This window comes from Ruegeria sp. HKCCD6426 (assembly GCF_057221115.1).
Window position 1 is genome coordinate 223,836 of sequence record NZ_JBWVBF010000003.1, and the last position, 23,171, is coordinate 247,006.

19 protein-coding genes are annotated in these 23,171 nt (G+C 57.3%); 5 read left to right on the forward strand and 14 right to left on the reverse strand.

The features are described 5' to 3' along the window. Nucleotides 1-9: 9 nt before the first annotated feature. Nucleotides 10-930, reverse strand: coding sequence for a citrulline utilization hydrolase CtlX (gene ctlX / locus AC2TDA_RS09940; RefSeq protein WP_480879130.1), 921 nt, complete (start codon nucleotides 928-930; stop codon nucleotides 10-12). Then, nucleotides 930-1,850, reverse strand: coding sequence for an arginase (rocF, locus tag AC2TDA_RS09945; protein WP_480879131.1), 921 nt, complete (start codon nucleotides 1,848-1,850; stop codon nucleotides 930-932). The genes ctlX and rocF overlap by 1 nt, the downstream gene beginning before the upstream one ends. A gap of 86 nt (nucleotides 1,851-1,936) precedes the next feature. Here rocF and AC2TDA_RS09950 point away from each other — a divergent pair, with 86 nt between their 5' ends. Together AC2TDA_RS09950 and mprF are read left to right on the forward strand one after the other, a co-directional pair. Further along, nucleotides 1,937-2,365 (forward strand): Lrp/AsnC family transcriptional regulator, encoded by a 429-nt coding sequence (locus tag AC2TDA_RS09950; RefSeq protein ID WP_480879489.1) that lies wholly within the window; start codon nucleotides 1,937-1,939, stop codon nucleotides 2,363-2,365. Nucleotides 2,366-2,491: 126 nt separating this feature from the next. After that, nucleotides 2,492-5,101 carry a bifunctional lysylphosphatidylglycerol flippase/synthetase MprF gene (gene mprF, locus AC2TDA_RS09955; protein WP_480879132.1) on the forward strand — a complete coding sequence of 870 codons (2,610 nt, stop codon included), beginning with the start codon at nucleotides 2,492-2,494 and terminating at the stop codon, nucleotides 5,099-5,101. A 3-nt stretch (nucleotides 5,102-5,104) separates the two neighbouring features. On the opposite strand, the gene AC2TDA_RS09960 is transcribed toward mprF, so the two are convergent. From AC2TDA_RS09960 to AC2TDA_RS09985, 6 genes are all read right to left on the reverse strand, one after another. Continuing rightward, complete coding sequence (locus AC2TDA_RS09960) at nucleotides 5,105-6,655, reverse strand: efflux transporter outer membrane subunit (RefSeq protein WP_480879133.1); 1,551 nt, start codon at nucleotides 6,653-6,655, stop codon at nucleotides 5,105-5,107. 11 nt (nucleotides 6,656-6,666) lie between these two features. Further along, entirely contained in the window at nucleotides 6,667-7,812 is a 1,146-nt protein-coding gene (locus tag AC2TDA_RS09965) for an HlyD family secretion protein (protein WP_480845876.1), read from the reverse strand. 21 nt (nucleotides 7,813-7,833) lie between these two features. Beyond that, nucleotides 7,834-8,196 carry a DUF3302 domain-containing protein gene (locus AC2TDA_RS09970; protein WP_480845875.1) on the reverse strand — a complete coding sequence of 121 codons (363 nt, stop codon included), beginning with the start codon at nucleotides 8,194-8,196 and terminating at the stop codon, nucleotides 7,834-7,836. Nucleotides 8,197-8,230: 34 nt separating this feature from the next. Further along, nucleotides 8,231-8,788 (reverse strand): disulfide bond formation protein B, encoded by a 558-nt coding sequence (locus tag AC2TDA_RS09975; RefSeq protein ID WP_480879134.1) that lies wholly within the window; start codon nucleotides 8,786-8,788, stop codon nucleotides 8,231-8,233. Between the two features lie 22 nt (nucleotides 8,789-8,810). Next, on the reverse strand, nucleotides 8,811-8,966 hold the full coding sequence (locus tag AC2TDA_RS09980; protein WP_480845873.1) for a DUF5993 family protein: 156 nt from the start codon (nucleotides 8,964-8,966) through the stop codon (nucleotides 8,811-8,813). Nucleotides 8,967-9,076: 110 nt separating this feature from the next. Next, nucleotides 9,077-9,838 carry a DeoR/GlpR family DNA-binding transcription regulator gene (locus tag AC2TDA_RS09985; protein ID WP_480879135.1) on the reverse strand — a complete coding sequence of 254 codons (762 nt, stop codon included), beginning with the start codon at nucleotides 9,836-9,838 and terminating at the stop codon, nucleotides 9,077-9,079. A gap of 192 nt (nucleotides 9,839-10,030) precedes the next feature. Here AC2TDA_RS09985 and glpD point away from each other — a divergent pair, with 192 nt between their 5' ends. Continuing rightward, the gene (gene glpD, locus AC2TDA_RS09990) at nucleotides 10,031-11,620 is read left to right on the forward strand and encodes a glycerol-3-phosphate dehydrogenase (RefSeq protein WP_480879136.1); all 1,590 of its coding nucleotides are present in this window, start codon (nucleotides 10,031-10,033) and stop codon (nucleotides 11,618-11,620) included. A gap of 225 nt (nucleotides 11,621-11,845) precedes the next feature. Then, nucleotides 11,846-12,391, forward strand: a complete 546-nt coding sequence (locus tag AC2TDA_RS09995) for a DUF2087 domain-containing protein (RefSeq protein ID WP_480879138.1) — start codon at nucleotides 11,846-11,848, stop codon at nucleotides 12,389-12,391. Nucleotides 12,392-12,479: 88 nt separating this feature from the next. Here AC2TDA_RS09995 and AC2TDA_RS10000 read toward each other — a convergent pair whose 3' ends face one another. The 3 genes from AC2TDA_RS10000 to metG all read right to left on the reverse strand — a co-directional run bounded on the left by AC2TDA_RS10000 (nucleotide 12,480) and on the right by metG (nucleotide 18,784). After that, a complete protein-coding gene (locus tag AC2TDA_RS10000; protein ID WP_480879139.1) occupies nucleotides 12,480-15,617 on the reverse strand; it encodes an efflux RND transporter permease subunit in 3,138 nt (1,045 codons plus the stop codon). Between the two features lie 3 nt (nucleotides 15,618-15,620). Continuing rightward, complete coding sequence (locus AC2TDA_RS10005; protein ID WP_480879140.1) at nucleotides 15,621-16,799, reverse strand: efflux RND transporter periplasmic adaptor subunit; 1,179 nt, start codon at nucleotides 16,797-16,799, stop codon at nucleotides 15,621-15,623. A 266-nt stretch (nucleotides 16,800-17,065) separates the two neighbouring features. After that, nucleotides 17,066-18,784, reverse strand: coding sequence for a methionine--tRNA ligase (gene metG, locus AC2TDA_RS10010; protein ID WP_480879141.1), 1,719 nt, complete (start codon nucleotides 18,782-18,784; stop codon nucleotides 17,066-17,068). Nucleotides 18,785-19,061: 277 nt separating this feature from the next. Here metG and AC2TDA_RS10015 point away from each other — a divergent pair, with 277 nt between their 5' ends. After that, nucleotides 19,062-20,012: a hypothetical protein gene (locus tag AC2TDA_RS10015; protein ID WP_480879142.1), complete on the forward strand. Its 951-nt coding sequence runs from the start codon at nucleotides 19,062-19,064 to the stop codon at nucleotides 20,010-20,012. A 41-nt stretch (nucleotides 20,013-20,053) separates the two neighbouring features. Here AC2TDA_RS10015 and AC2TDA_RS10020 read toward each other — a convergent pair whose 3' ends face one another. The 3 genes from AC2TDA_RS10020 to AC2TDA_RS10030 form a co-directional block, all read right to left on the reverse strand. Beyond that, nucleotides 20,054-21,277, reverse strand: a complete 1,224-nt coding sequence (locus AC2TDA_RS10020; RefSeq protein WP_480879143.1) for an MFS transporter — start codon at nucleotides 21,275-21,277, stop codon at nucleotides 20,054-20,056. Between the two features lie 81 nt (nucleotides 21,278-21,358). Further along, nucleotides 21,359-21,955, reverse strand: coding sequence for a YceI family protein (locus AC2TDA_RS10025; RefSeq protein WP_480879144.1), 597 nt, complete (start codon nucleotides 21,953-21,955; stop codon nucleotides 21,359-21,361). Continuing rightward, nucleotides 21,952-23,166, reverse strand: a complete 1,215-nt coding sequence (locus AC2TDA_RS10030) for an MFS transporter (protein WP_480879145.1) — start codon at nucleotides 23,164-23,166, stop codon at nucleotides 21,952-21,954. Before AC2TDA_RS10030 ends, AC2TDA_RS10025 begins: the two co-directional genes overlap by 4 nt. Nucleotides 23,167-23,171 lie beyond the last annotated feature (5 nt).

The window sequence follows — 23,171 nt, forward strand, 5'->3', positions numbered from 1 at the left end:
GGAATTCTCCTAGCGGCGTGACAGGTGGATGCCTGCGATCATGCAGCGCACCGACCCACCGGCGGTTTCGATTGTTGGAACGGAAAGCGGCAAGGGTGACGCGCTTGCTTCGATCACGGCAAGCTGATCGGGCCTAAGCGCGGCCAGCGCGCGGCTGGACAGGGCCAGCACCAGACCATCGCGACCGGCCAGTTCGATGGCATTGCCAGCAAATTCGGCGATCTGTTCGTGGCTGAGATCAATAACGGTACGCCCGGATTCTTCCAGCCGGGCCTGCACCGTCGCCCTGCGTTCCCGATCGGTGATCATGTCCAGGCAAATCAGGGCGTAATGTGTGCCAATGCCCATCAAAACGTTGGTGTGGTAGACGTCCCGACCTTGCGCGTCCCGTGCTTCAAACGCGATAGGCTCATAGTTGAAGTGCGTGCAAAACCGCTCAAGCAACACTGGATCGGCACGATTGGATTTGACCGTGTATGCGATACGGCCCACGTGATCCAAAACCATGGCTCCGGTGCCTTCCAAGGCAAGATCGTCCGGTTCAAGGCCCGAATAGTCGATCACGTCCTGCACGCGGTAGTCTTGTTTCAGCATCTCAATCACATCCATTCGGCGTTCGCGCCGACGAGACGGGACAAACATCGGATAGATCGCCACATGCCCACCCGGATGCGTAGAGAACCAATTGTTCGGGAACACGCTGTCAGGGGTATCGTGTTCACCGTGATCGTCAAACACATGGACGGTTACGCCAGCTTCGCGCAGTTGCTCGACCGCACGGTCATGTTCGTCGCGGGCTGCGGACGAGGTGGCCTCGGAGGAACGATTTGCCAGCGTTTGAAAGGCGTTGTCGTCGCGAGTCTCCGGATTGGACGCAAAGGCGTGGGGGCGGATCATGACGACGGCGGAAGGTGCCTGCAGAGACAGCATCAGAAGCTCCGTGTTACGCGGTCGAAGATGCGGCGGCCCAGCAGTGAAGCCGCCAGATCGACCATCAGTTTTGCGGTACGGCCGCGTTCATCAAGGAATGGATTCAATTCGACCAGATCCAGCGAACACACAAGGCCACTTTCATGCAGAAGCTCCATGACCAGATGCGCCTCGCGCTCGGTCGCGCCGCCGGGAACGGTGGTGCCGACAGCGGGCGCGATGGACGGGTCCAGAAAGTCGACGTCCAGCGAAACGTGCAAAATCCCATTCGCAGCGCGCACTTTGTCGAGAAACGCCATCAGCGGTGCCTTGATCCCGTGCTCGTCAATGCTGCGCATGTCGACCAGCATGGCATGGTCTTTTTCCAAGGCTGCACGCTCTGCCGGGTCGACCGAGCGTAATCCGATCATGCCGACACGGTCGGTGGAAACAGGTGCAGTCAACGCGGGAAATGCATCGAATCCGGGCTGGCCCGTGAAATAGGCCACTGGCGTGCCGTGTAGATTACCGCTGCCTGTGCTGTTTGGAGTGTGAAAATCGCTGTGGGCATCCAACCAAAGAACGAAAAGCGGTCGTCCGACGCGATCTGCATGCGCCGCCATTCCTGCGACGGTTCCCATCGACAAAGCGTGATCGCCGCCCATGAATATCGGTAGTCCGGTCTGCGAAGATTCCTGCGCTGTACGGCTGAGCGCGCTGGTCCATCCCACGCATTCGGGAAGGGAAAACAAGTGCGGGTGTTCGGGGATATCCACCAGATCAGGGTGGATGTCTCCGATATCCGAAACGTTGTGCCCAAGGTCTGCAAGGGCTTGTGCAAGACCCGCTACGCGATAGGCGTCCGGGCCCATTCGGCACCCCTGCCGTTGTTTTCCGGCGTCCATTGGCACACCGGCAAGAATAAGGTTCATTTTGTCCATATGTCTATCTACCGACACAAGCTGGGTTGCGAGAAGAGGGCAAAATGTTCAAAATGAAAGGTAGAAATACGAAATGGAAAGTAGATTTGGACGATTTGGATAACAGATTGCTGAATGCCCTTCACAGGGACGCCCGCGCATCCCTGTCTGAACTGGCCGAGGTGTTAGGGGTGACTCGCACGACGGTACGCAGCCGCCTGCAACGCCTCAAGCAATCCGGTGAGATTGTAGGCTTTACCGTTCTGACCCGGCAGGGTGTCGCTGAAAGCCCGGTGCGCGGACTGATGATGCTGGAAATTGAAGGCCGGGGAACCGAAAGGACCATGGCCCGGATTGCCGCAATGCGTCAGGTGCGGGCGGTTCATTCGACAAATGGCAGTTGGGACCTGATCGCCGAGATCGGCACCGAGACCCTGGCCGAGCTGGATGAAGTTCTGTTTCAGATCAGGCGCATGGAAGGTGTCACGCGGTCTGAGACCAATTTGTTGCTGTCGACCCGCAAGGGACGGTATTGATTGCGTTTCGTCGCGCTTTGACCGAGGCGCAAACTGTGCCAAGGTTCACCCATGGCCAAAATACGCCCCTGTTGTCATGCAGTTGGGGCACAGGTGCATAACCGCGCAGGAGCAGAGGCGTTCACCATGAGCACACAGGAAACCGGCGAAGACCCACGCGCCATACGCTGGGCCGAGAAGGTTACCGAGCTTTTGGAAAAGCCCTGGGTGCGTATTGTCATCCCGATATTGGTTACCCTGATTGCGTTGACGGTTTTGCATGACCTGTCGTCTCATGTGAAATGGGCGGACGTTAAGACGGATATTGCCGGCACATCTTGGAAAATCATGTTCTTTGCGGTGTGCTGGACGGCGATCAGCTTTGTATCGCTGTCACTATATGACGTGTTCGCAGTGCAAAGCATTGCAGGCGGCAAGGTGCCATTGCCGGTGGCTGGCATGGCCGGGGCAAGCGGGTATGCCGTGTCGAACTGTCTTGGCTTTTCCTACATAACCGGTACCGCGATCAGATACCGGATCTACGCCTCGCTCGGGCTGGATCTGGGGCGCGTGGCGGGTGTCATCGCCACGTCCTGGGTCGCGTTCTGGATGGGGTTGGTCCTGATATTGGGCATCCTGCTGACCTTCCACCCGGATGGTGTGGCCAAAGTGCTGCCGATCAGCGAGACAACCGAAACCGCGATCGGCCTGTGTCTGCTGGCCGGGTTGGCCGTTCTGTTCATCTGGCTGTCAAGCGGCGGGAGGCGGCTGTCCGTTGCAGGGTTCGGGTTTAATCTGCCCGGCGGCAAGCTGGCCAGTCTGCTGACACTCGCGGCATTGGGGGATCTGTTTGGCGCGTCCATGACGCTGTATGTCTTGATGCCAGATGATCTTGGGGTGGGTTTCCCCTACTTCTTTACTATCTACGTAGCGGCCATCGCGGTTGGCATCCTCAGCCACGCTCCCGGAGGCATCGGCGTTTTCGAGGCCACGTTGATTGCCGGTCTGGGCGCATCGGGGCGGTCCGACGTAATCGCCGCGCTGCTGCTTTATCGCGTTGTATACACTTTCCTGCCGTTTGGTATCGCCACTCTGTCGATTGCGATTGCCTCGGCCTTGACGCAGAGGAACCGGATTGGCGGCGCTGCAACGTGGGTTTACCGAGTCATCCGGCCCATGGTACCGATGGTGGCCGCCGGCGTTGCGGCAGTCGCCGGGGTAACCCTGCTGGTCTCGGGCGCGTTGCCAGCCGGGTCACAAAACCTGGGCGTCCTGCGAGAGGTCTTGCCGCTCTCTTTTGTCGAAGCTTCGCATCTTGCGGGCAGCGCCGTTGGGGTCTTGTTGCTGCTTGTGTCGCGCGGGTTGTTTCGAAAACTCTATCGGGCGTGGGTCGTGGCCATGTTTCTGATGGTAGCGGGTTTCTTTGCGTCGCTTGCCAAGGGGTTGGACACGCATGAAGCCCTGTCGATGCTCGCCACGATCGGGCTACTGGCGATGTTCCGTGGCGCGTTTTACCGGGTCAGCGGCGCTTCGATATTTCGATTGAACATCCCTTGGCTGGTCAGCGTCGTTGTCTTGCTGGCGGTGATTTTCTGGGTGGGCCTGTTTGCCTATTCCCACGTTGAATATCAGAATGCCTTGTGGTGGGATTTTGCCTGGAACGGCGACGCTTCGCGGTTCCTGCGTTCCAGCCTGGTGGTGGCGGTGATTGTCGGCGTTGTGGCAGTGAACTCTCTGTTCGGACGTGAGATTCCGACCCCTGTACGAACTGAAATCCCCGAGGTCGTCCAGCGCTTGGTGATGGAGTGCGAAGACACCGAGTCGCAGATTTCGCTGACCGGTGACAAACAATTCCTGATTTCCCCGGATGAGACCGCCTTCATCGCTTATGCAGATACCGGCAACGCGCTGATCTCTAAAGGTGAGCCGGTGGGCGATGAAAAAGCAGGCCAACAATTGATCTGGCAGCTGCGCGAAATGGCGGACCGCGAAGGCAAGCTTTGTGCTTTTTACAGTGTCTCCACTGAATACCTGCCGACATTTTTGGACCTCGGTCTGTCGATCCTGAAAATCGGTGAGGTCGCGCGGGTGCCGCTAAAGGATTTCTCGCTGGATGGCAAATCCCGTAAACGGTTTCGTCAGGCCAAGAACCGGGCCAAGCGCGAAGGGTATGCATTCGAGATTATCCCAAAAGAGAATTTGGCTCCGGTTTTACCCGAATTGCGAAAGATTTCTGACGACTGGCTGGCGCAGAAGGCGGGTGAGGAGAAAGGGTTCGCCCTGGGTGGGTTTGATGACCAATACCTGTCCTATTTCGACCACGCAGTGCTGCGCGATGGCGAAACCGGTAAGATCATGGCATTCGCCAACCTCTTTCAGGGGGGGAACAAATCCGAGCTCTCGCTGGATCTGATGCGATACGAACCCGACAGTCCAAGCTTTGTCATGGACGCTTTGTTCGCCGAGATGATGGTCTGGGGGTCCGAGCAGGGGTTCCACTGGTTTTCGCTGGGCGCCGCGCCGTTTTCAGGGATCGAAAACCGGCAGTTGGCCTCGCTTTGGAACCGCATTGGCGGGTTCGTTTACGAGCATGGCGAGCAGTTTTATCACTTCGAAGGACTGCGTGCGTTCAAACAGAAGTTCGACCCGGAATGGAGCCCGAATTATCTGGCCAGCCCAGGGGGGCTGGCTGCACCCCGGATTTTGTATGAAGTGAACATCTTGATTTCAGGCGGATTGCGCGGCCTGACGAAATAGGGGTCAGTTCAGGCTGGCGCGGGTTGGTGTCTTTTCCAACAAATCGCCCCAATCCGTGCGATACGCCATTTCGGCAAGCACGGTTTCGGGCAGGAATTCCCGGTTTTGTCGGATTTGCCAGCCGCCGCCCAAGCCTTTGTAGACCGCAACCAGATTGCTGGACACTTGCTGACGCGCCTCGATCAGATTGGCCTGAGACCGCAGCAGCGCCGTTTGCGTGTTCAGGATGCGGGAATAGCTGGCGATGCCGTCGCGGTACTGATCTACAGCGATCTCGGCCGCCTTGCGTGAGGCATCAACGCTTTTCTGATAAAATGCCACCTGCTTGCGCGCCTCGCTATAGGCAACCATGGCGCTTTCGACTTCGGAATAGGCTGTCAGAACGGTGTTCTGATAATTCGCGATTAATGCCTGGTAAGCGGCATCCTGCGCCCGTACGTTGTTCTGAATCCGGCCATAGTTCAGCACGTTCCAAACAACCCCGGCGCTGGCCAGCCCCGTGTTGCTGCCGGAGCTGAACAGATCCTGCCCACCTGAAGCCTGCAATCCGATTGCCCCGGACAGGACGAACTGAGGATAGAGATCTGCAATCGCAATGCCCACCTGCGCCGATTGCGTCGCCGCTGCCAGTTCGGCAGCGCGCACGTCGGGACGGCGGCGCAACAGTTCGGCGGGCACCCCGACAGCCACGTTGGACCGCGCCGAGGGGATTCGTCCCGAATTGCCCAGTAGGCTGGTCATGCGTGAAGGCGTCTTGCCCAGCAACACGGCCAAGGCGTTCTTGGCCTGTTGCAGGTCGCTTTCCAATTCGGGGACCAAAGCCTTGGTGTTGTTCAGCAAGGCGAGGGACTCCTGCACGTCCAGCTCGGTCGTGACGCCGTTGTTGAAGCGCAATTGGGTCAGATCCGCCGATTCTTGCTGCAGTTTGATGTTTTCGCGGGCAATTCCCAGTGCTTCTTGCAGCGACCGGATATTGATATAGAGCGCAGCCACATCACCGGTCAGTGTAACCAGTGCATCGTCGTAATTAGCCACTTGCAGCGCCAGATTAGAGCGCGCCGCCTGAACCCCGCGCCGTTGCGCGCCCCAGACGTCCAGCTCCCATTGCGCGTCAAACCCAACCTGTGAGGTGGAAAACTCAGTATCCAGCGGGATAATGCGCCGTATATCTGAAACCGGCCCCAGATTGTCGCTGATCCGACGCCGCTCAAACGAGCCTCCGATCGCCTGTGACTGGGGGTAAAGCTCTCCGAAGGCTATCCCTAATTGAGCACGGGCCTGCAGGACACGCGCGCCTGCGACCTGTAGTGACAGGTTCTGAGCATAAGCTTCGGCGATCAGCTTGTTTAGCGTGGGGTCGTTGAACGTCTCCCACCAGCGCACCACCGGTGCACTGCGGGAAGTCAGCCCGCTTTGACCTGCGCTGGGGCTGTTTACCTCGATCCATTGTTTCACGACCGGAGAATTCGGGCGTACGAAATCCGGACCAACCGGGGCGCAGGCGGCGAGTGTGGCTGCGCAGAGGGCCGAGCCCAACAACCGGCGGAGTGTCATGGCGCGCATCCTCAAATATCCAGCGGTCGGATGAAGTTGGCGAAGGAATAAAGGCGAATGTTAATACGCCTCAGGAACTCGAAACTTTTGCCCATGCCCGTGTAAATAGCCACGGCGGCATGTCCGCCGGCCGGGAAAGTATGCCCCTCGGGCACATCGACCGAGATTTGCACTGCGATCCGACCGGGAAGCTTGGGCAACTCGAAGCCGGGTAGGCGGCCAGAAGGCAGGTACTGCCCCTGCCTGGTGGCCCACCAGATCGCCTCGACCTTGCCGGTCAGGATTTCACCGGGGTAGAGGTCCAGCGCGACCTCAACCGGTTGGCCGGGTTCAACGAATTTCAGGTTTTGCTGTCGATAGGTGGCAAGGATGTATGGGTTTTCCTCTGTCACGAAACTGGCAATGGCGCCCAGGCGAATATCACCGACCACCAGACCGGGGCGCGCCTGTTGAGAAACGATCATGCCATTTTCGGGCGCATAGATCGTTGTGTTTTCAAGGAAATACTCAGCTTCGGCCAGTTGCGCCTGCGCTTGCAGAATACCGGTGTTCACACCGTCGATCTGTGAAGCCTGAGCCAGTTTCGACTTCTCAAGGTTGGCTTCGGCCTGTTTGACCTGCGCCTGATCTTCGGTGACCTGTTCGTCCCAGCGATCCAACTCGTCCTGCCGTGCTCCACCGGCCGGGACGAGGTTTTCATACCTTGCCTGCTGCGTCAGGGCATAGGCCAATTGCGCGTTGGCGCGCTCGACTGCTTCGGTCGAAGCGATCACATCCTGTTCGAGTATCTTGGCGTTTTGTTCGGCAGCCACCAGCTGTGCCTTGGCATTGTCCACCGCTAGCGAAAAGACCGTATCGTCAAAACGGTAAAGCGGATCGCCTTTGCTGACCGGAGCGTTCGGCTCGACCAGAACTTCGGTCAGAATCGTCGGTTGAGTCAGTTTGGGAACGAGCTGGATGGTCGACCGGACCACGTGGCTGTCGACCGAGAATGGTTGAAAGAACCGCAGGGCAACAAGAAAAATCAGCAGCAGATGGGCACCGACCCAGAAGGAAACGATCCCCCAGGCGATATTGAATTTCAGCCACTCCATCTTGAAGAAGATGAACCAGACGAAAATGATGTAGAAAAGCGTGATGCCTAGGGCAACGAACATAGTAATTAGTTTCCCTTGGCCTTAGCTTTGCTGTGTCTCGTCTGTATCGAGCCGGTCCTGATATTCGGGTTTGATCTTGCCGCCCAGTCGTTTGATCTCATCGCGGATCGCATCACGCTCCTCGTCCGGGCCACGCCGGATGTCTACCGTCACACCGTCGTGGAATGCCCACATGAACGCGTGAACCCAGGGTACAACGGCCAGAAAACCCATCCAGCCCATGATCTTGACGGCCTCGGCATGCGGGTGGTTGCGCTTGATCGCAATGCGTCCAGGCAAGCCCATGAGGAAAAGAAACAGTCCCATAATGGCGGCCAGCAGCAGGATGAGTGCCACAAACGTAAGGTAGTCGTAATATTCCAGTGGTTGCCCCAGAAGTCCCATGCTCACGCCTCCTTATGGGAAGGTTGTTCTATCCTCAGTTGTTGTTGTCCATTTCGTCAATCAATTTGTAGCTGGTTGGAGGATCTGCGCAAATGCCCGGACCGCATTCCAACAGTGTCGTTCCGGCATTCATTACCGCCAGCCCCAGCATGACAAAGAAAGCGATCTTGGCGAGTTTGTTGCCTCCGAACCGCGGTTCGGCCCGCGAGCGATCCACGTATTGGCGATCAAACAGCAGCATGAAGGCCGTGCCCAACAAGATCAGGAAAAAGCAAATTGCAGCCCAGGTATAATAGTGCAGCCCCAAAACCGGAGAGCCATAATGACCAGTACCCGGCACGATATGCAGCAGGATTTGCCGAACCGCGACGCTGCCGCCGAAAAGCGCTGCAATAAGCACGATGGCATAATGCTGCGGACGTGCGCCATAGAGAAGGTTTAGGCCGAGACCAACACCGACCGCAACGAAACCGACCCGTTGCAGAAGGCATAGAGGGCAGGGAAGCTCGTAGAGTTTCAGTTGGTAGAAATATGCCAACGTCAGAACAATGCAGACGGCCAGCATTCCAAGAGCGTTGAGGGTTCTGGACATTTCAGGTGTCATCTCGCGCCCCTCACAATTGAATGGTCAGCTGGCTGGTGGCGTGGAACTTCAGCCAATACACACTCAACGCCAGCGTGACAAAAAACAGCACGTTGGCTACCTTCGTCAGATTGAAGTAATTCAGTCCCATTGTGACCGTAAGTAATGCAAATAAAAGCGCAATCATGGCCCGGTTCTCCCCTCCCGTGCACAAGTTTCAATGCTAGGGATAGTGTCAGGACCATTGGTATCTGGCAAGAAGCGGCTGCCAGAATTCGTGTTATATGCGAAAGACGCCTAATCGCATAGAACGACCGACGTCTGCCAGTCGCGACAGAGTCGAGGTAGATCGCCGGGCAGGGGAGCGTCGGTATAGACTGTATCGATGTCCGACATCGAGGCGATACGACCGGGTGCCGTTCGCTGGAATTTTGACTGATCGGCAACCAGGCATGTATGTCGGGACTGTGCAATGATTGCCTGACTGACTTGCACTTCTTGCAGGTCGAAATCCAGCAAATCCCCGTCCGCATCCAGCGCGGAACAGCCAATGATCGCGTGGTCGAATTTGAACTGCCGGATGGTGGATGCGGTCAGGTCCCCCACAAGGCCGCCGTCCGACCGCCGCAGAACTCCGCCGGCGACGACGATCTGACATTCGGGGTTGTCCACCAGAATATTCGCGACGTTCATGTTGTTGGTCACAACCATCAGGTTCCTGTGGCTCAGCAGGTGCCGCGCGACGGCCTCGGTCGAGGTGCCGATGTTCAGAAAGATCGAGCTACCGTCAGGAATATCTGCAACGCAGCGCTCAGCGATGCGGGTTTTGGCCTCTTCGTTAAGGGCGCGGCGGTCTTCATAGCCGATATTGGACACGCCCGAACGCAGAACGGCGCCTCCGTGGACCCGATCCAGCTTACCCACCTCTGACAGCTCGGAAAGGTCACGGCGGATGGTTTGGACGGTCACGCCGAACCGGGCAGCCAGATCGTCGACGGCTACTCGACCTTCGGCGCTGGCGATTTCAAGAATGTCAGTCTGACGAAATGACAAGGACATGGCAGGTTCCCAAAGATGATAGCTTTCTTCGTTTTTGTTCCTTTTTAAGTATATGGCAAGCGAAACATGAGGAAATCTCGAATAATGCCTTGAATTGCGCCGTTAAACGAAGAAAAGCGAATAAATACGTTGACCTTCCGAATGATGTTCCGATTAATGCCGATGACTATCGTCATCAGGGAATCATCTGACATGCAGCCTCAGGAAGATCAGATCAAAGACCTCTTTGTCATTGGTGGCGGTATCAATGGATGTGGTATCGCGCGGGATGCCGCGGGTCGGGGGTTGTCAGTAACTCTGGCCGAGATGAATGACCTGGCGTCGGCCACATCTTCCGCCTCGACTAAACTGTTTCACGGCGGGCTGCGGTATCTGGAGTATTTTGAGTTCCGGCTGGTACGCGAAGCCCTGATCGAACGCGAGACTCTGCTGCGGGCCATGCCGCATATCAGTTGGCCTATGCGGTTCGTGCTGCCCTATCACGCCGACATGAGGTTTGACGCGGAAACGCCCACCTCGCGCGTGTTGAGCACGGTGATGCCCTGGATGCGCGGACGCAGGCCAGCTTGGCTGATCCGTTTGGGGCTTTTCCTGTATGACAATCTGGGTGGGCGGAAAATCCTACCGGGCACAACGTCGCTGAACCTGCATAGCGCTCCGGAAGGCGATCCATTGCACAGCAAATTCGAGACGGCATATGAATACTCCGACTGTTGGGTAGAAGACTCCCGGCTGGTCGTCTTGAATGCTCGAGATGCTGAAGCGCGCGGTGCGCAAATTCTGGTGCAGACCGAAGTTCTCTCGGCCGAGCGCAGTGGCGATCTGTGGAACGTCACCATTCGAGACCGGGCTAGTGGCGAGACACGTGTTGTCGGCGCGAAAATGTTGATCAATGCAGGTGGCCCCTGGGTTGGAGACATCATTCAAACCAAGATCCGGTCAAATTCGCGAGAGGGCGTGCGCCTTGTGAGGGGCAGTCATATTGTGACTCCGAAACTCTATGATCACGACAAATGCTACTTTTTCCAGGGTGAAGACGGCCGGATCATTTTTGCGATCCCGTATGAGCAGGATTTCACACTGATCGGAACAACGGATCAGGATCATTCCGACCCAGACCAAAAGCCTGAATGTACCGAAGCCGAGCAGGATTACCTTTGCGCCTTCGCATCAAAGTACTTTGAGCGTGCCGTGACGCGCGATGAGATCGTTTGGACCTATTCCGGCGTCCGGCCTTTGTATGATGATGGGGCCAGCAGCGCCACGGCTGCTACACGGGATTATACGCTGAAAGTAGATGAGGAAGGTGGAGCTCCGGTTCTGAACGTCTTTGGCGGAAAGATCACGACCTATCGCCGCCTTGCCGAAAGTGCGTTGGACAAGGTGGCGACGTTTTTCCCGGACTTGCCCGGGCCTTGGACTGCTGGTGTCGCATTGCCCGGAGGGGATTTCCCTGTTGAGGATGTGCAGAACCAGATCGACGGATTGCTGACGGATTACACGTTTCTGAACGCAAAATGGGCGCGTCGCCTGATCCGCGCCTACGGAACCGAGGCGCGAGCCATTCTGGGTGACGCGCGGGACGCCATTGACTTGGGCGAAGATTTTGGTGCCACGCTCACGGAACTGGAACTGGCGTGGTTGATGGACAAGGAATACGCCCGTAAGGCCGAGGATGTGATCTGGCGTCGCAACAAACTGGGTCTTCGCCTGAATGCGGATCAGGTTGCGCGGATAGACACGTGGATGGTGGATCGTCTGCAACCTGAAAAGGTCGCTTGACGGCTTCGGATAAATTGCACGTTTTCAACGATTGGGCGTTTGACGCTTGGCCAACGGGGCATACCGTGTTAGCCATCTGACACGGTCGGCAGACACCGAGGCGTCGCTGCTCTTTTCCGGAGTGCTAAACCTGCCAGAAGACATAAACGACATCGCATACATCAGGGCGTAGTTTCGTTAAGCCAGCGACCAACGATCGAGCAAAACGCCCGACATGGATGCATGATGACCAAAGTCTCTGTTCCCCTTCACACCGATGATTTGACAGCCTTCGTGCGTGCTTTGTCCCGTCAACTGGGAGATACAAGCCCGTCGCACCTGACCTTGATGAACATGGTGGCCCGCGCCGCGGGGTTTCAAAACGTTCAACATATGCGATCCGCCAATGCGGCGCGAAGACGGCTGAACGCGCGAGAAGATCAGGCCGCAACAGATATGCGTACGGTTGAACGCGCCCTTCACCGGTTTGACGAACTGGGCCGTTTGCGTGAGTGGCCGTCAAAGCGGTCCGTGCAAAACCTGTCGCTCTGGGTGCTGTGGTCAGGATTGCCTGCTGGGGCGTCTTTTAGGGAAAAGGACATCAACGCGTATCTGTCCCAAGAACATAATTTTGAGGACCCGGCCACGTTGCGCCGGACCATGATATCCAGCGGGTTGTTGACCCGGCAACGGGACGGAACGGACTATCGCCGGGTCGAACAGGAACCTCCGGCCGAGGCAAAGGCGTTGATCCGAGCAGTTACCTCCCGCCGCCGTGCGCGTTCAGCTTAGATCCGCGCTGTGTTGTAAAGCCAAGGACTAGTATCCGAAAGAAAAAGCCCCGCGTTATCGGCGGGGCTTTTTCTTGTTTTTTTCGGGTTTAGGCGGCCTCTTCGGTCGGGTCCGGATCGTTCTTGGTACCCTTTACCCATTCTCGCAGGCTTTGCATCAAGGCATACAAGACCGGGACCACGATTACACCAATCAGCGTAGCAGCCAGCATCCCGCCGAATACAGCCACGCCGATTGCCCTTTGGCTGGCCGCACCGGCTCCGCTAGCCGCCAGCAGTGGCACAACGCCCAGAAGGAACGACAGTGCGGTCATCATCACCGCGCGGAAACGCTGATGCGCGGCTTCAGCCGCCGCCTCTTTAATCGACAGCCCTTTGGCACGCTGCTCCATCGCAAATTCGACGATTAGAATGCCGTTCTTTGAGGCAAGACCGACAAGCATGATCATCCCGATCTGCGTGTAAAGGTTGATGTCGCTGCCCACGATTGCCACCGCCGCAACCGCGCCAAACAAGGCCACGACGACCGACAACAGAATGGAAACGGGCATCGTCCAGCTCTCGTATTGACCCACCAGGAACAGATATCCAAACAGGATCGCAAGCCCCAAGATGACGATCACCAAACCGCCGGAAGCCAGCTGCTGCTGCGCAGTACCGGTCCATTCGAACGCATAGCCAGGGGGTAGGGCGTTTGCCGATTCCTCGGTCATCACGTTGATCGCATCACCCGTCGACAAGCCCGGAGCGGGAACAGCCGTAACAGTCGCCGACCGGAACAGATTGTGACGCTTGAGCAGGACCGGGCCCAGCACGTTCTCCACGTCGATCAGTGTACCCAGTGGCACCATCTCGCCCTTTTCAGACCGAACATAGAGGTTCGAGATATCCTCGACATTGTCACGATATGTGCCGTCAGCCTGGATCATTACGCGGTAGACGCGACCGAACAGGTTGAAGTCGTTTACATAGTACGAGCCCAGTTGGGCCTGCATTGTCTGGAAAACCTCTGCCACCGACACTTGCAGTGTCTTGGCTTTCTCACGGTCCAGATCAACAAACAGCTGTGGAACATTGGCGCGGAAGGTGGTGTAGGCCTGCGCGATTTCGGGCCGTTGATTGGCGGCATAGACAAAAGATCCAACGGCTGATGCCAAATCCTGCGGTGTGCCGCCTCCGGTCTGTTGTACCTCCATTTCGACGCCGGCGGACATGCCGAGGCCCTGAATCGGGGGCGGGTTGAAGGCGACGATCGAGGCTGCGGATTCGCCGTAGGCGATGGCCAATACCTTGGCGAGGATGGCATCTGCGCTCAGATCATCATCCTGACGTTCGTCCCAGTTGGTAAGGTTGACGAAAATTGCCGCACCGTTTGTTGTGGTGCCGTTCAGCAGCGAAAAGCCGTTCACGAGAACCGTGTTGGCGACGCCTGGGATTTCGCGAATTTGATCGTCGACCCGTGAGCTGATGGTTTCGGTGCGTTCCAGCGTGGCGGCATCCGGCAGCTGGATGTCAACGAACAGATAGCCGTTGTCCTCCAGAGGGATAAAGCCACTGGATGTGTTGGACATGATGGTTCCGGTACCCATTGCGAGCACGACAATCACGCCCAATGCTGCGACTGGCAGGATGAGAAGTTTCCGTACGATCGCGACATAGCCGCTGCGTACGGTACCGATGAAGCGCTCAAAAGTAGCCAGCACCCCTTTGGGGGGGCCGGACCTTGCCTTCAGCACCAGCCCACATAGGGCCGGAGACAGTGTCAGCGCGTTAATGGAGGAAATCACAACCGCGGTCGAGATCGTGACGGCGAACTGCGAATATAGCCGCCCCGAGATGCCGGGCATGAACGTCACCGGCACGAATACAGCCAACAACACGAGAGTTGTCGCAATAACAGGCCCGGTGATCTGCCCCATAGCCTTGCGGGTAGCCTCGGCCGGAGGAAGTCCTTCGTCTGCGATAATCCGCTCGACGTTTTCGACCACAACGATGGCGTCATCCACCACGATCCCGATGGCAAGCACGAGTGCGAACAACGAGATTGTGTTCAGCGACATCCCAAAGGCCAACAAAAAGGCGAATGTCCCGATCAACGAGACCGGAATCGCCACCGCGGGAATGATCGTTGCGCGCCAACTGCCCAGGAACAGGAACACGACCGAGATCACAAGGGTAAAGGTCAGGATCAGGGTTGTGACCACGTCGTTTAGCGACTGCTCAACGAAATCCGTGGTGTTGAAGGGGACAGCATATTCCACATCTGTCGGGAAGGACCGCGACAGGCGTTCCAGCTCTGCCTCCACCCGTTCCGAAACAGCCAGAGCGTTGGCGCCCGGAGCCTGATAAATGCCAATCACCGTCGCAGGGACCGCCTGGTAATACCCCGAGGCCGAATAGAACTGAGCTCCCAGTTCAATGCGTGCAATGTCCTTTACACGCACGATTGCGCCGGCTTCCCCGGTGCGGATGACGATATCGCCGAATTCGGCGGCCGAGGTCAGGCGCCCTTTGGTCTTGATCGTATACTGAAAAGTCTGCCCCTCAGGGACCGGAGGTGAGCCGATTGAGCCCGCCGAAACTTCGATATTTTGTTCCCGAATGGCGTTGATCACGTCGCCGGGCGTGATGGAGAGCGCGGCCATCTTGTCCGGATCCATCCAGATCCGCATGGCGTATTCCAGATTGGTCAGAACGTCCGCCTTGCCGACGCCCTGAACCCGCGCAAGCGCATCTTTCAGATTGATCGACGCATAGTTCGACAAAAACACACTGTCATAGGTGCCATTGGGAGACGTCAGCGTGACCAGCAACAGCATGTTGGTCGACGCTTTCTCGGTCACCACGCCTGATGATGTCACCTCGGTCGGCAGCGAGGACATCGCCTGCGCCACGCGGTTCTGCACATTCACTGAGGCGATATCCGGATCCGTGCCGACCTCGAACGTGATGTTCAACGAATATGAGCCGTTATCAGACGAAGTTGATGTCATGTAGATCATGTCATCCACACCGTTTACTTGCGCCTCGATCGGGGCGGCGACGGTGTTTTCGACGGTTTCGGCATTGGCGCCCGTGTAGGTCGTAGACACACTGACGACAGGCGGCGTGATGTCCGGGAACTGGGCTACGGGCAGGACCATGTAGCCGATACCGCCCAGAATGGTCAGGACAAGCGAGATGACAAGGGCCAGCTTAGGCCGGCTGATGAACAGGGCTGAGAACATCGGTTATTCTCCCGGCTGTTCTGAGGCGACGACCGCATCGACGGCTACACCCGGACGAACCCTTTGCAAGCCCTCAACAATCACGCTTTCACCTTCACGCAGACCGTCAAGAACAATGATGGCAGTTTCTACTGCGTCTCCGGTCGTGATATAACGCTGTTCGACCATCTGCTTGTCGTTGACGACCAGAACGAATTCGCCGCGCTGGTCGCGTTGCAGCGCCGCCTGCGGGACCAATACCTGCAGGGTGGGCTCCAGCGCCTCGATCTGCACATTCACAAATGCACCGTCGATGATCAGGCGGTTGGTGTTGTCGAACTGCGCGCGTACGGTGATGGCACCGGTCAGCGGATCGATCCTGTTGTCGACAAAGACGATTTCGCCGGTTTCATCCAGTTCCGTTCCGTTAGGCAAAATCACATGGACATTCGGACTTTTCTGGCTTTCGGCCAGCGATGCCGCGTTTTCTCCGAAAGTCTCCAGGATCGAAGTAAACATTTTTTCGTTAAGCGAGAAGTTCACGTAGATCGGTGCCTCGCTCACCACGTTGACGAGGGGTGGGTTGTTTGGGCCGACGACGTCACCGACGCTGGTTGTGATCCTGCCGATACGCCCGTCAAAGGGCGCGTGAATTTTGGTATAGCTCAGATCCAGTTCTGCCTGCTGGATTGCGGCATTGGCGGCTTTGACCTCGGCCTCGGCCACCAGTTCGTTCGCGCGGGCAATGTCGCGCTCGGATTCCGGCGTGGCATCGCGTTTGTACAATTCTTCTTTTCGAGCCAGATCGACCTTGGCCAGTTCCAGATTGGCCTCGGCCCGGTCCAGATCGGCTTTGCGCGCCTCCAGCGTGGCTTCATAGAGGTCGGGTTCAATGGTGAATAGCAAGTCGCCGTCGGCCACCAACGATCCGTCGTCCACTTCCTTGCTGTCCAAAAAACCGCTTACGCGGGCGATGATGTCGACCTTGTTGATCGCCTCTGCCCGGCCGATGAACACGGCTTCGTCCGTGATTTCCTGTGTGTAGGCTGCGGCAATCGATACCTTAGGCGGCGGCGCGTCGCTTTGATCCTGAGCGGCGGAAATCTGTGCCGATCCCAAAACCGCCAGCATTGCAAGAGGCAGGCCGATCGCCCTGAACCGCCCGCAATTTTGAAATTTCGAAGAAAAGATTGCTGGGGACATTGCGACCGCCTCGTTCAAACTAAGGATAATGGGCCAAGGCGCAGTTTGAGCCTCGACGAGTCGAAGTAATTCTACGGCAGGATGGACGGTTTGGTGGGATTCCTCAAGCACGTTGAAAGGCGTGGCGTATCAGCAGTTCGGGATTTTCTTGTGCCAAGCAACCGACTTAGGCGGCCAAACGCGAGAAACAGGGTTCGAATGCCGCTGAAACCCGCAAAATCGAGGACGTAGGCCGCCCCCGATTAATCAATTTGCCTGGTAGGCGTTTAGTCGCGCGTTCCGGCAAACCTGGTCTGCCAGTCTTCGCGCTGCTCGTCCGCGATCTTGGCAAACATTACGTCCGGCACGCTGAACGTGTGTCCGGCGGGCAGGGCATTCAACGCTGCGTCCACGTTCTCGGGCCAACTGGTGTCCAGCGTGTTCATGGCGCTGAGCATCCGGGCCGAGGTTTCGGGGATGAAAGGCGCACTGAGAACAGCATAAAGACGGATTAGGTTCAGTCCCAACCGCACCTGTGCTGCGGCCTGTTCCGGGTTTTCCTTGAAGGTCGACCAAGGAGCGGCCGCTTGCAGGTATTCGTTACCTGCAACCCAGATCGCCCTCAATTCCTGCGCGGATTTGCGAACCTCCATTGCTTCCATATGACCCTCGTACGCGCGCACGCGGCGGGTCAGGTCAGCGATCAGTTCTTGTTCCCGCTCGCCGAATTCGCCGCCCTCAGGAACGGCCTCGCCGAATTTCGAGCGGCAGAACTTGGTGATACGGCTGACGAAGTTGCCCAGAACGTCGGCCAAATCTTTGTTCACCGACTGCTGAAAGTTTTCCCATGTGAATTCACTGTCGCTGCTTTCGGGCGCATGGCTCAGCAACCACCAGCGCCAGTAGTCGGCGGGCAGAATCTCCAGCGCCTGATCCATGAACACGCCACGACCTTGCGAGGTAGAAAACTGGCCGCCATCATAGTTCAGGTAATTGAACGATTTGAGGTGATCGACCATCTTCCACGGCTCGCCCGAGCCCAGAATGGTCGCGGGGAACGATAGAGTATGGAAGGGAACGTTGTCCTTGCCCATGAACTGGACATAGCGCACGTCATCCGCACCTTTGTCCGTGCGCCACCAGCGTTCCCATTCAGCATCGGTTTTGCCGCTGGAATCCGCCCACTCCTTGGCGCAGGCAATGTACTCGATAGGCGCATCAAACCAGACGTAGAATACTTTGCCCTCCATCCCTGGCCAATCCTGATCACCTTTCTTGACCGGCACGCCCCAGTCCAGATCGCGTGTGATCCCGCGGTCTTGCAGACCGTCACCGTCATGTAGCCATTTCTTGGCGATTGATGTCGTCAGGATAGGCCAGTCGCTTTTGCTGTCGATCCACGCATCCAGTTGATCCTTCATCGCAGACTGACGCAGGTACAGGTGCTTGGTTTCGCGCACTTCCAAATCGGTGGACCCGGAAATCGCTGAGCGCGGCTCGATCAGGTCGGTGGGATCCAGCTGTTTGGTGCAATTCTCGCACTGGTCTCCGCGGGCGCGCTCATAGCCGCAATTGGGGCAGGTGCCTTCGATGTAACGGTCAGGCAAGAAGCGCTTGTCGGCGTTGGAATAGACCAGCTTTTCGGTGACTTCGCGGATCAGCCCGGCGTCATCCAGTTTGCCTGCGAAATGCTGGGTCAGTTTTTTATTCTGTTCGCTGGACGAGCGGCCGAAGTGATCAAAGCTCAACCCGAAGCGATTGGCGATGTCTGCCTGAATGCCGTACATCTCGGCGCAATACTCAGCCACCGGCTTGCCCGCTTTGGCGGCAGCCAGCTCGGCAGGGGTGCCGTGTTCATCCGTGGCGCACAGGAACATGACCTCGTTCCCCCGGCCACGCTGATAGCGTGCGTAAAGATCGGCAGGCAATTGCGAGCCGATCAGGTTGCCGAGGTGCTTGATCCCATTGATGTATGGGATTGCCGAGGTAATGAGAATTCGAGCCATGTTCCGTATCCGCGTAACTGTCTGCGCGCCCGTCTACATGAAGTGACCGGCCAGCAAAAGCCCGGTTTCACTCACATCCGAATTTCCGTGCCATCAAGGGATGGAGTTACCTGACACCGAGATCGGTGACCGTCCTTCAGATGACTGTGTCGGAGTGAATGCGCCTTACTCTTCCTACCGCGCGTGCTTTCGATGGAATTGAGTGACGAAGCGGTGTTCGCGCAACAGGCTTCCACGGTGTATGATGGTTCGGCGAACCTGTCGTGGGGGATATAAAATGCAGTATTCATCGATATGGCGCGGCTTGAAGGCCGCCGTTGTCTTGTGTGCAACCATCTTCTTGTCTTCGGTAGACGCGTCCGCTGATCAAAATGATGCGGAAAAGGCGGTGGAAACATTCAACCACGCGATGCTTTCAATCTTTCATCGCGGTCAGGATGCGCTGACCGCTGAAACACGACCGATCATGGTAATTGCTCGTGATGTCACAGTGATATCGGATGAAGGAGAGGCGACATATTCAAGGAACGCGCCACGGTATGAGATTTTTAAGTCAACGTCGCATGTCCTATTGGCAATTATTGGCGCCGTCACACCTTGGCCGGAAGATGATGCGCAGAAAGAGCGCTGGAAGCAGGATTTTTCGGTTGTAGCCACAGAAATAGAAAGCCTGCTTGCTTCAATCGATGGGCTCGACTTACCGAAAGACGAACTGGCGAGCCAACGGGAAATGCTTGAAATGGCCCACGACTTCGCCAAGAACGCGCTGAGCAAAGATGAGCTTACGCGCGAAGCAGTCTCTCAGGTAATCAACGATATGCGACCGGTATGGGCAGCAAACATGCGTTCGGCCGCTCGCGCAGAATTGACCGCGCTCCATTCCGCGGTGTCCCAAGCGCGTGCCGCTATGGATGAGCGGGAATGGGCGAAAATGTACGTCGTGCATCACGGCGGCTCCAGCGTTGAAGACGTAAACGTAGTTCTGCTGTATTTGCAGCGCGTGATGCCCGAAAAGGTGGCCGCCGGTCAGGTGTTGTTCGCAGAAAACGCGCACGGGAATGATGCGCTGACAAAGTACGCGGGCTACGTGAGAATGCAGAGAAATGTCGGGGCGTGGGCTTTCGGAGACCCGGCGCGGATGGAGGTCGACCTTTTGGGCTACGAAGCGGGTTCAATTCTGGACGAAATGATCCCGGCTTCGCCTTCAGCAGTTACTGATGCCGACTGAACATTTTTGACCCTAAGTCCGGGACCAAAAACGCGGTGTGTCTATCGCCTTTCGCGTGACCGTTTCAGCAATCGGCCAATAGTAAAAGAAGTTCGAGGGGCGTAGACGTAGTTGGTCCGTTCTTCCGGGGTAGGGCGGGACCGCATTCGGGCCAGGCCAAAGACGATCAGGAATACATGGCCCAGCGCCACGAAGGCGAACAACGCTCCGGGACCGAACTGCTGGATTAGCGTCGACGATACATAGGGCGACGCGATCGCTCCCAATGCGTACCAGAACATCAATGCAGCGGATAACTCGACCCTTTGTTCCGTCGTGGCAAAGTCGTTCGCGTGCGCAGAAGAAACCGAAAAGATCGGAAACGTTGTGAATCCGAACAGCCCTGCCGCCAGCATGACGCCGAAGGTTCCGGTGCCGCTGGCGATCATCGTTATTCCACAGCTCAGAACCGCTGCGATCGATAGCCAGATCAGAACCCAGCGCCGGTCGTATTTGTCGGCAAGCCATCCCATCGGGTATTGGGCCAGCGCACCGCCCAGAACAAATGACGCCAGGAAGAAGGCGATTTGATCCACACCCAGACCGACCTCTTGCCCGTATACTGGTCCGACCATTCGGAAGGATGCGGAACTCAGAGCGGCCACAATAACGCCCGCAACGGCCAAGGGAGAACTGTTCCAAGCAAGCTTTGGACGCAGACGCGGGGCCTTAGGTGTTTCAGGCTGGCTAGCACGTGTCAGTGTCAGCGGGAGCAGCGATGCACAGCACAAAATGGCCAGCAAATTGTACGAGACGTAAGACGCAGGGGGTAGCACTGCTATAATCAGCTGAGCACCAAGTGACGCGCCCATATCGACAATGCGGTAGGTGCCCATGGCACGCCCGCGCGTCTCATTCGTGACTTTGGCGTTTAACCACGCTTCGATAACCGTATAGCTGCCCGCGACGCAGGTGCCTGATGCGATGCGCAGTGCCGCCCAAATGTAAGGGTTGTCGGTCAGGGTATGTCCGATCAGCCCCATCGCCCCCAATGCTGTGCAAACAGCAAAGGCGCGAGAGTGGCCGACATTGCCCATCAGGCGCGGCGCCCACCAGCAACCGATGAAGAACCCGATAAAATGCGACGACCCCAACAAACCGATCTGCTCGGTCGAGAAATCCAGGGTGATACCAGAGATCGCATCCAGAGGACCAACGCCCCCCGTCGAGAGCTGAAGTAGAATGACTGAAAAAAAGAGGGCGGCAAAGGAAATGATCGTGCGCATGATGGTCTCAGGGTTAACGTATCGCGGAATAATGCGCGCGCCTATTCGACCTCCGCGCGTCGTTTTTTTGCTTTTCTGTGATCAGGTCATGCGTTCGATCTCAGCTTCGATGTTCAGGCCCACCTCTTCCTGCACCAAGTCAGGGTAGCCTGATGCACCAAAGTCGTGACGATTCAGTCTTCCGGTCAGGTGAATGAACAGAACATCCAACTCATCCGCGGCGCTGCCTGGTGGGCGGTAGAGGTTTGCGCTCAGCGTTATTGGGCGTGTGACGCCGCGCAGTGTGAGATCTCCGGTAATGGATGCGCCTTCGGAAATGCGGCCTTGGGGACCCAGTCGTATTTTTGTCGAAGAGAATCGGATCGTCGGGAAACGGGCGGCGTCCAGTACGCTTTGGCCCAGCATCGGACCACGAGCGAAGTGAAGTTTGGTCCGCGCCTTGGCCACGTCCATCACGACGTCAACTCGGCTGTTCTGCAAGCGTGTTGTGTCGACCTGGATGTTGGCGGACCGGATAGGTATCGTTCCTGACTGAGTTACTCCAGACAATTCAAAGGAAAAGCCTACCGTGGTTTCCCGTGGCGCCAGGACATAGGGGAACAGGGCAGCCTGTGCGGCGCGCGCCAGTGGCAGGGCGGCCAGCCCTGCGATCAGCGTGCGTCGCGCAAGGTGGTTCATGCCAACGCCTGGGATTCGCGTGGACGTGACCGGTTAAGCAAGATCAGCAGGATGGCAATGTTCAACCCGTTCCACAGAATGCCATTCACGAAGGCCAGTTGGTAATTTCCGGTAACATCGTAAATCCATCCCGACATCCACCCACCCAGAGCCATGCCCATGATGGTCATCATCATAACAAACCCAACACGTGCGCCGGCCTCTTGCGGGGGCATGTATTCACGAACCACCAGAGCGTAGCTGGGGACAATGCCACCTTGAGCCAGACCAAAGAGCATGCTGATGACGTAAAGTGACACCATCCCATCGTAGGGCAGGAACATAAAAAGCGCGACGCATTGCAGGATGGATCCGATCAGCAATGTGTAAAGCCCGCCCAGCCGATCCGCTACCAGGCCCGAGATGATGCGGCTGACCACGCCGCCCATCAGCATGAGCGAAAGCATTTCGGCCCCTACAGCAGGCCCGTAACCCAGTCCAACACAATAGGAAACGATGTGGACTTGTGGCATCGCCATCGCTACGCAGCACCCAATTCCAGCCAGCCCCAGTATATATTGCAGAGCTCGCGGCGACAGGCCTACGCTTTGCGATCTGACTTCTGCTGCAGCTGCGGCAGTGTTGTGGGCTTCGACCGGAACAGTACGACGCAGCAGCAGTGAGAGGGGGATGACCGAAACCAAAGTGATGAGGGCAAGGCTCAGGTAAACCTGTTGCCATCCTTCGCGTTGCAATATGCCGGCCAGCAGGGTGGGCCAGATTGCGCCGGACAGGTAATTGCCGCTAGCCACCAATGCCACCGCGATCCCCCGCTTGCGCATGAACCAGTGCGATATATCGGCGATTAACGGGCCGAAGCCGACGGAAGTGCCCAGCCCCAAGATTAGATGTGCCACCGAAAGCAGAACCATGTTGGGTGCAAGCGTCGCCATCAGATAGCTGACAGCGCTAAGCACAGCCGCCCCGATCAACGCTTGCGTTACGCCCATTCGGTCGACCAACCTACCCAGCCACATATTGCCAAGCGCAAACCCGATCATGGTAAGTGTGTAGGGCATTGAGGCTTCAGCGCGTCCGGCGCCGAACTGGGTTTCGATGGCTGGCATGACGACGATCACGGCCCACATGCCTACATTGACAACTGTCGCGATGGCCAATGTGACCAGGAGGCGTAGCCAGGAGTATCGGCTGTCATGGATGGGATGCGTCATGCCGG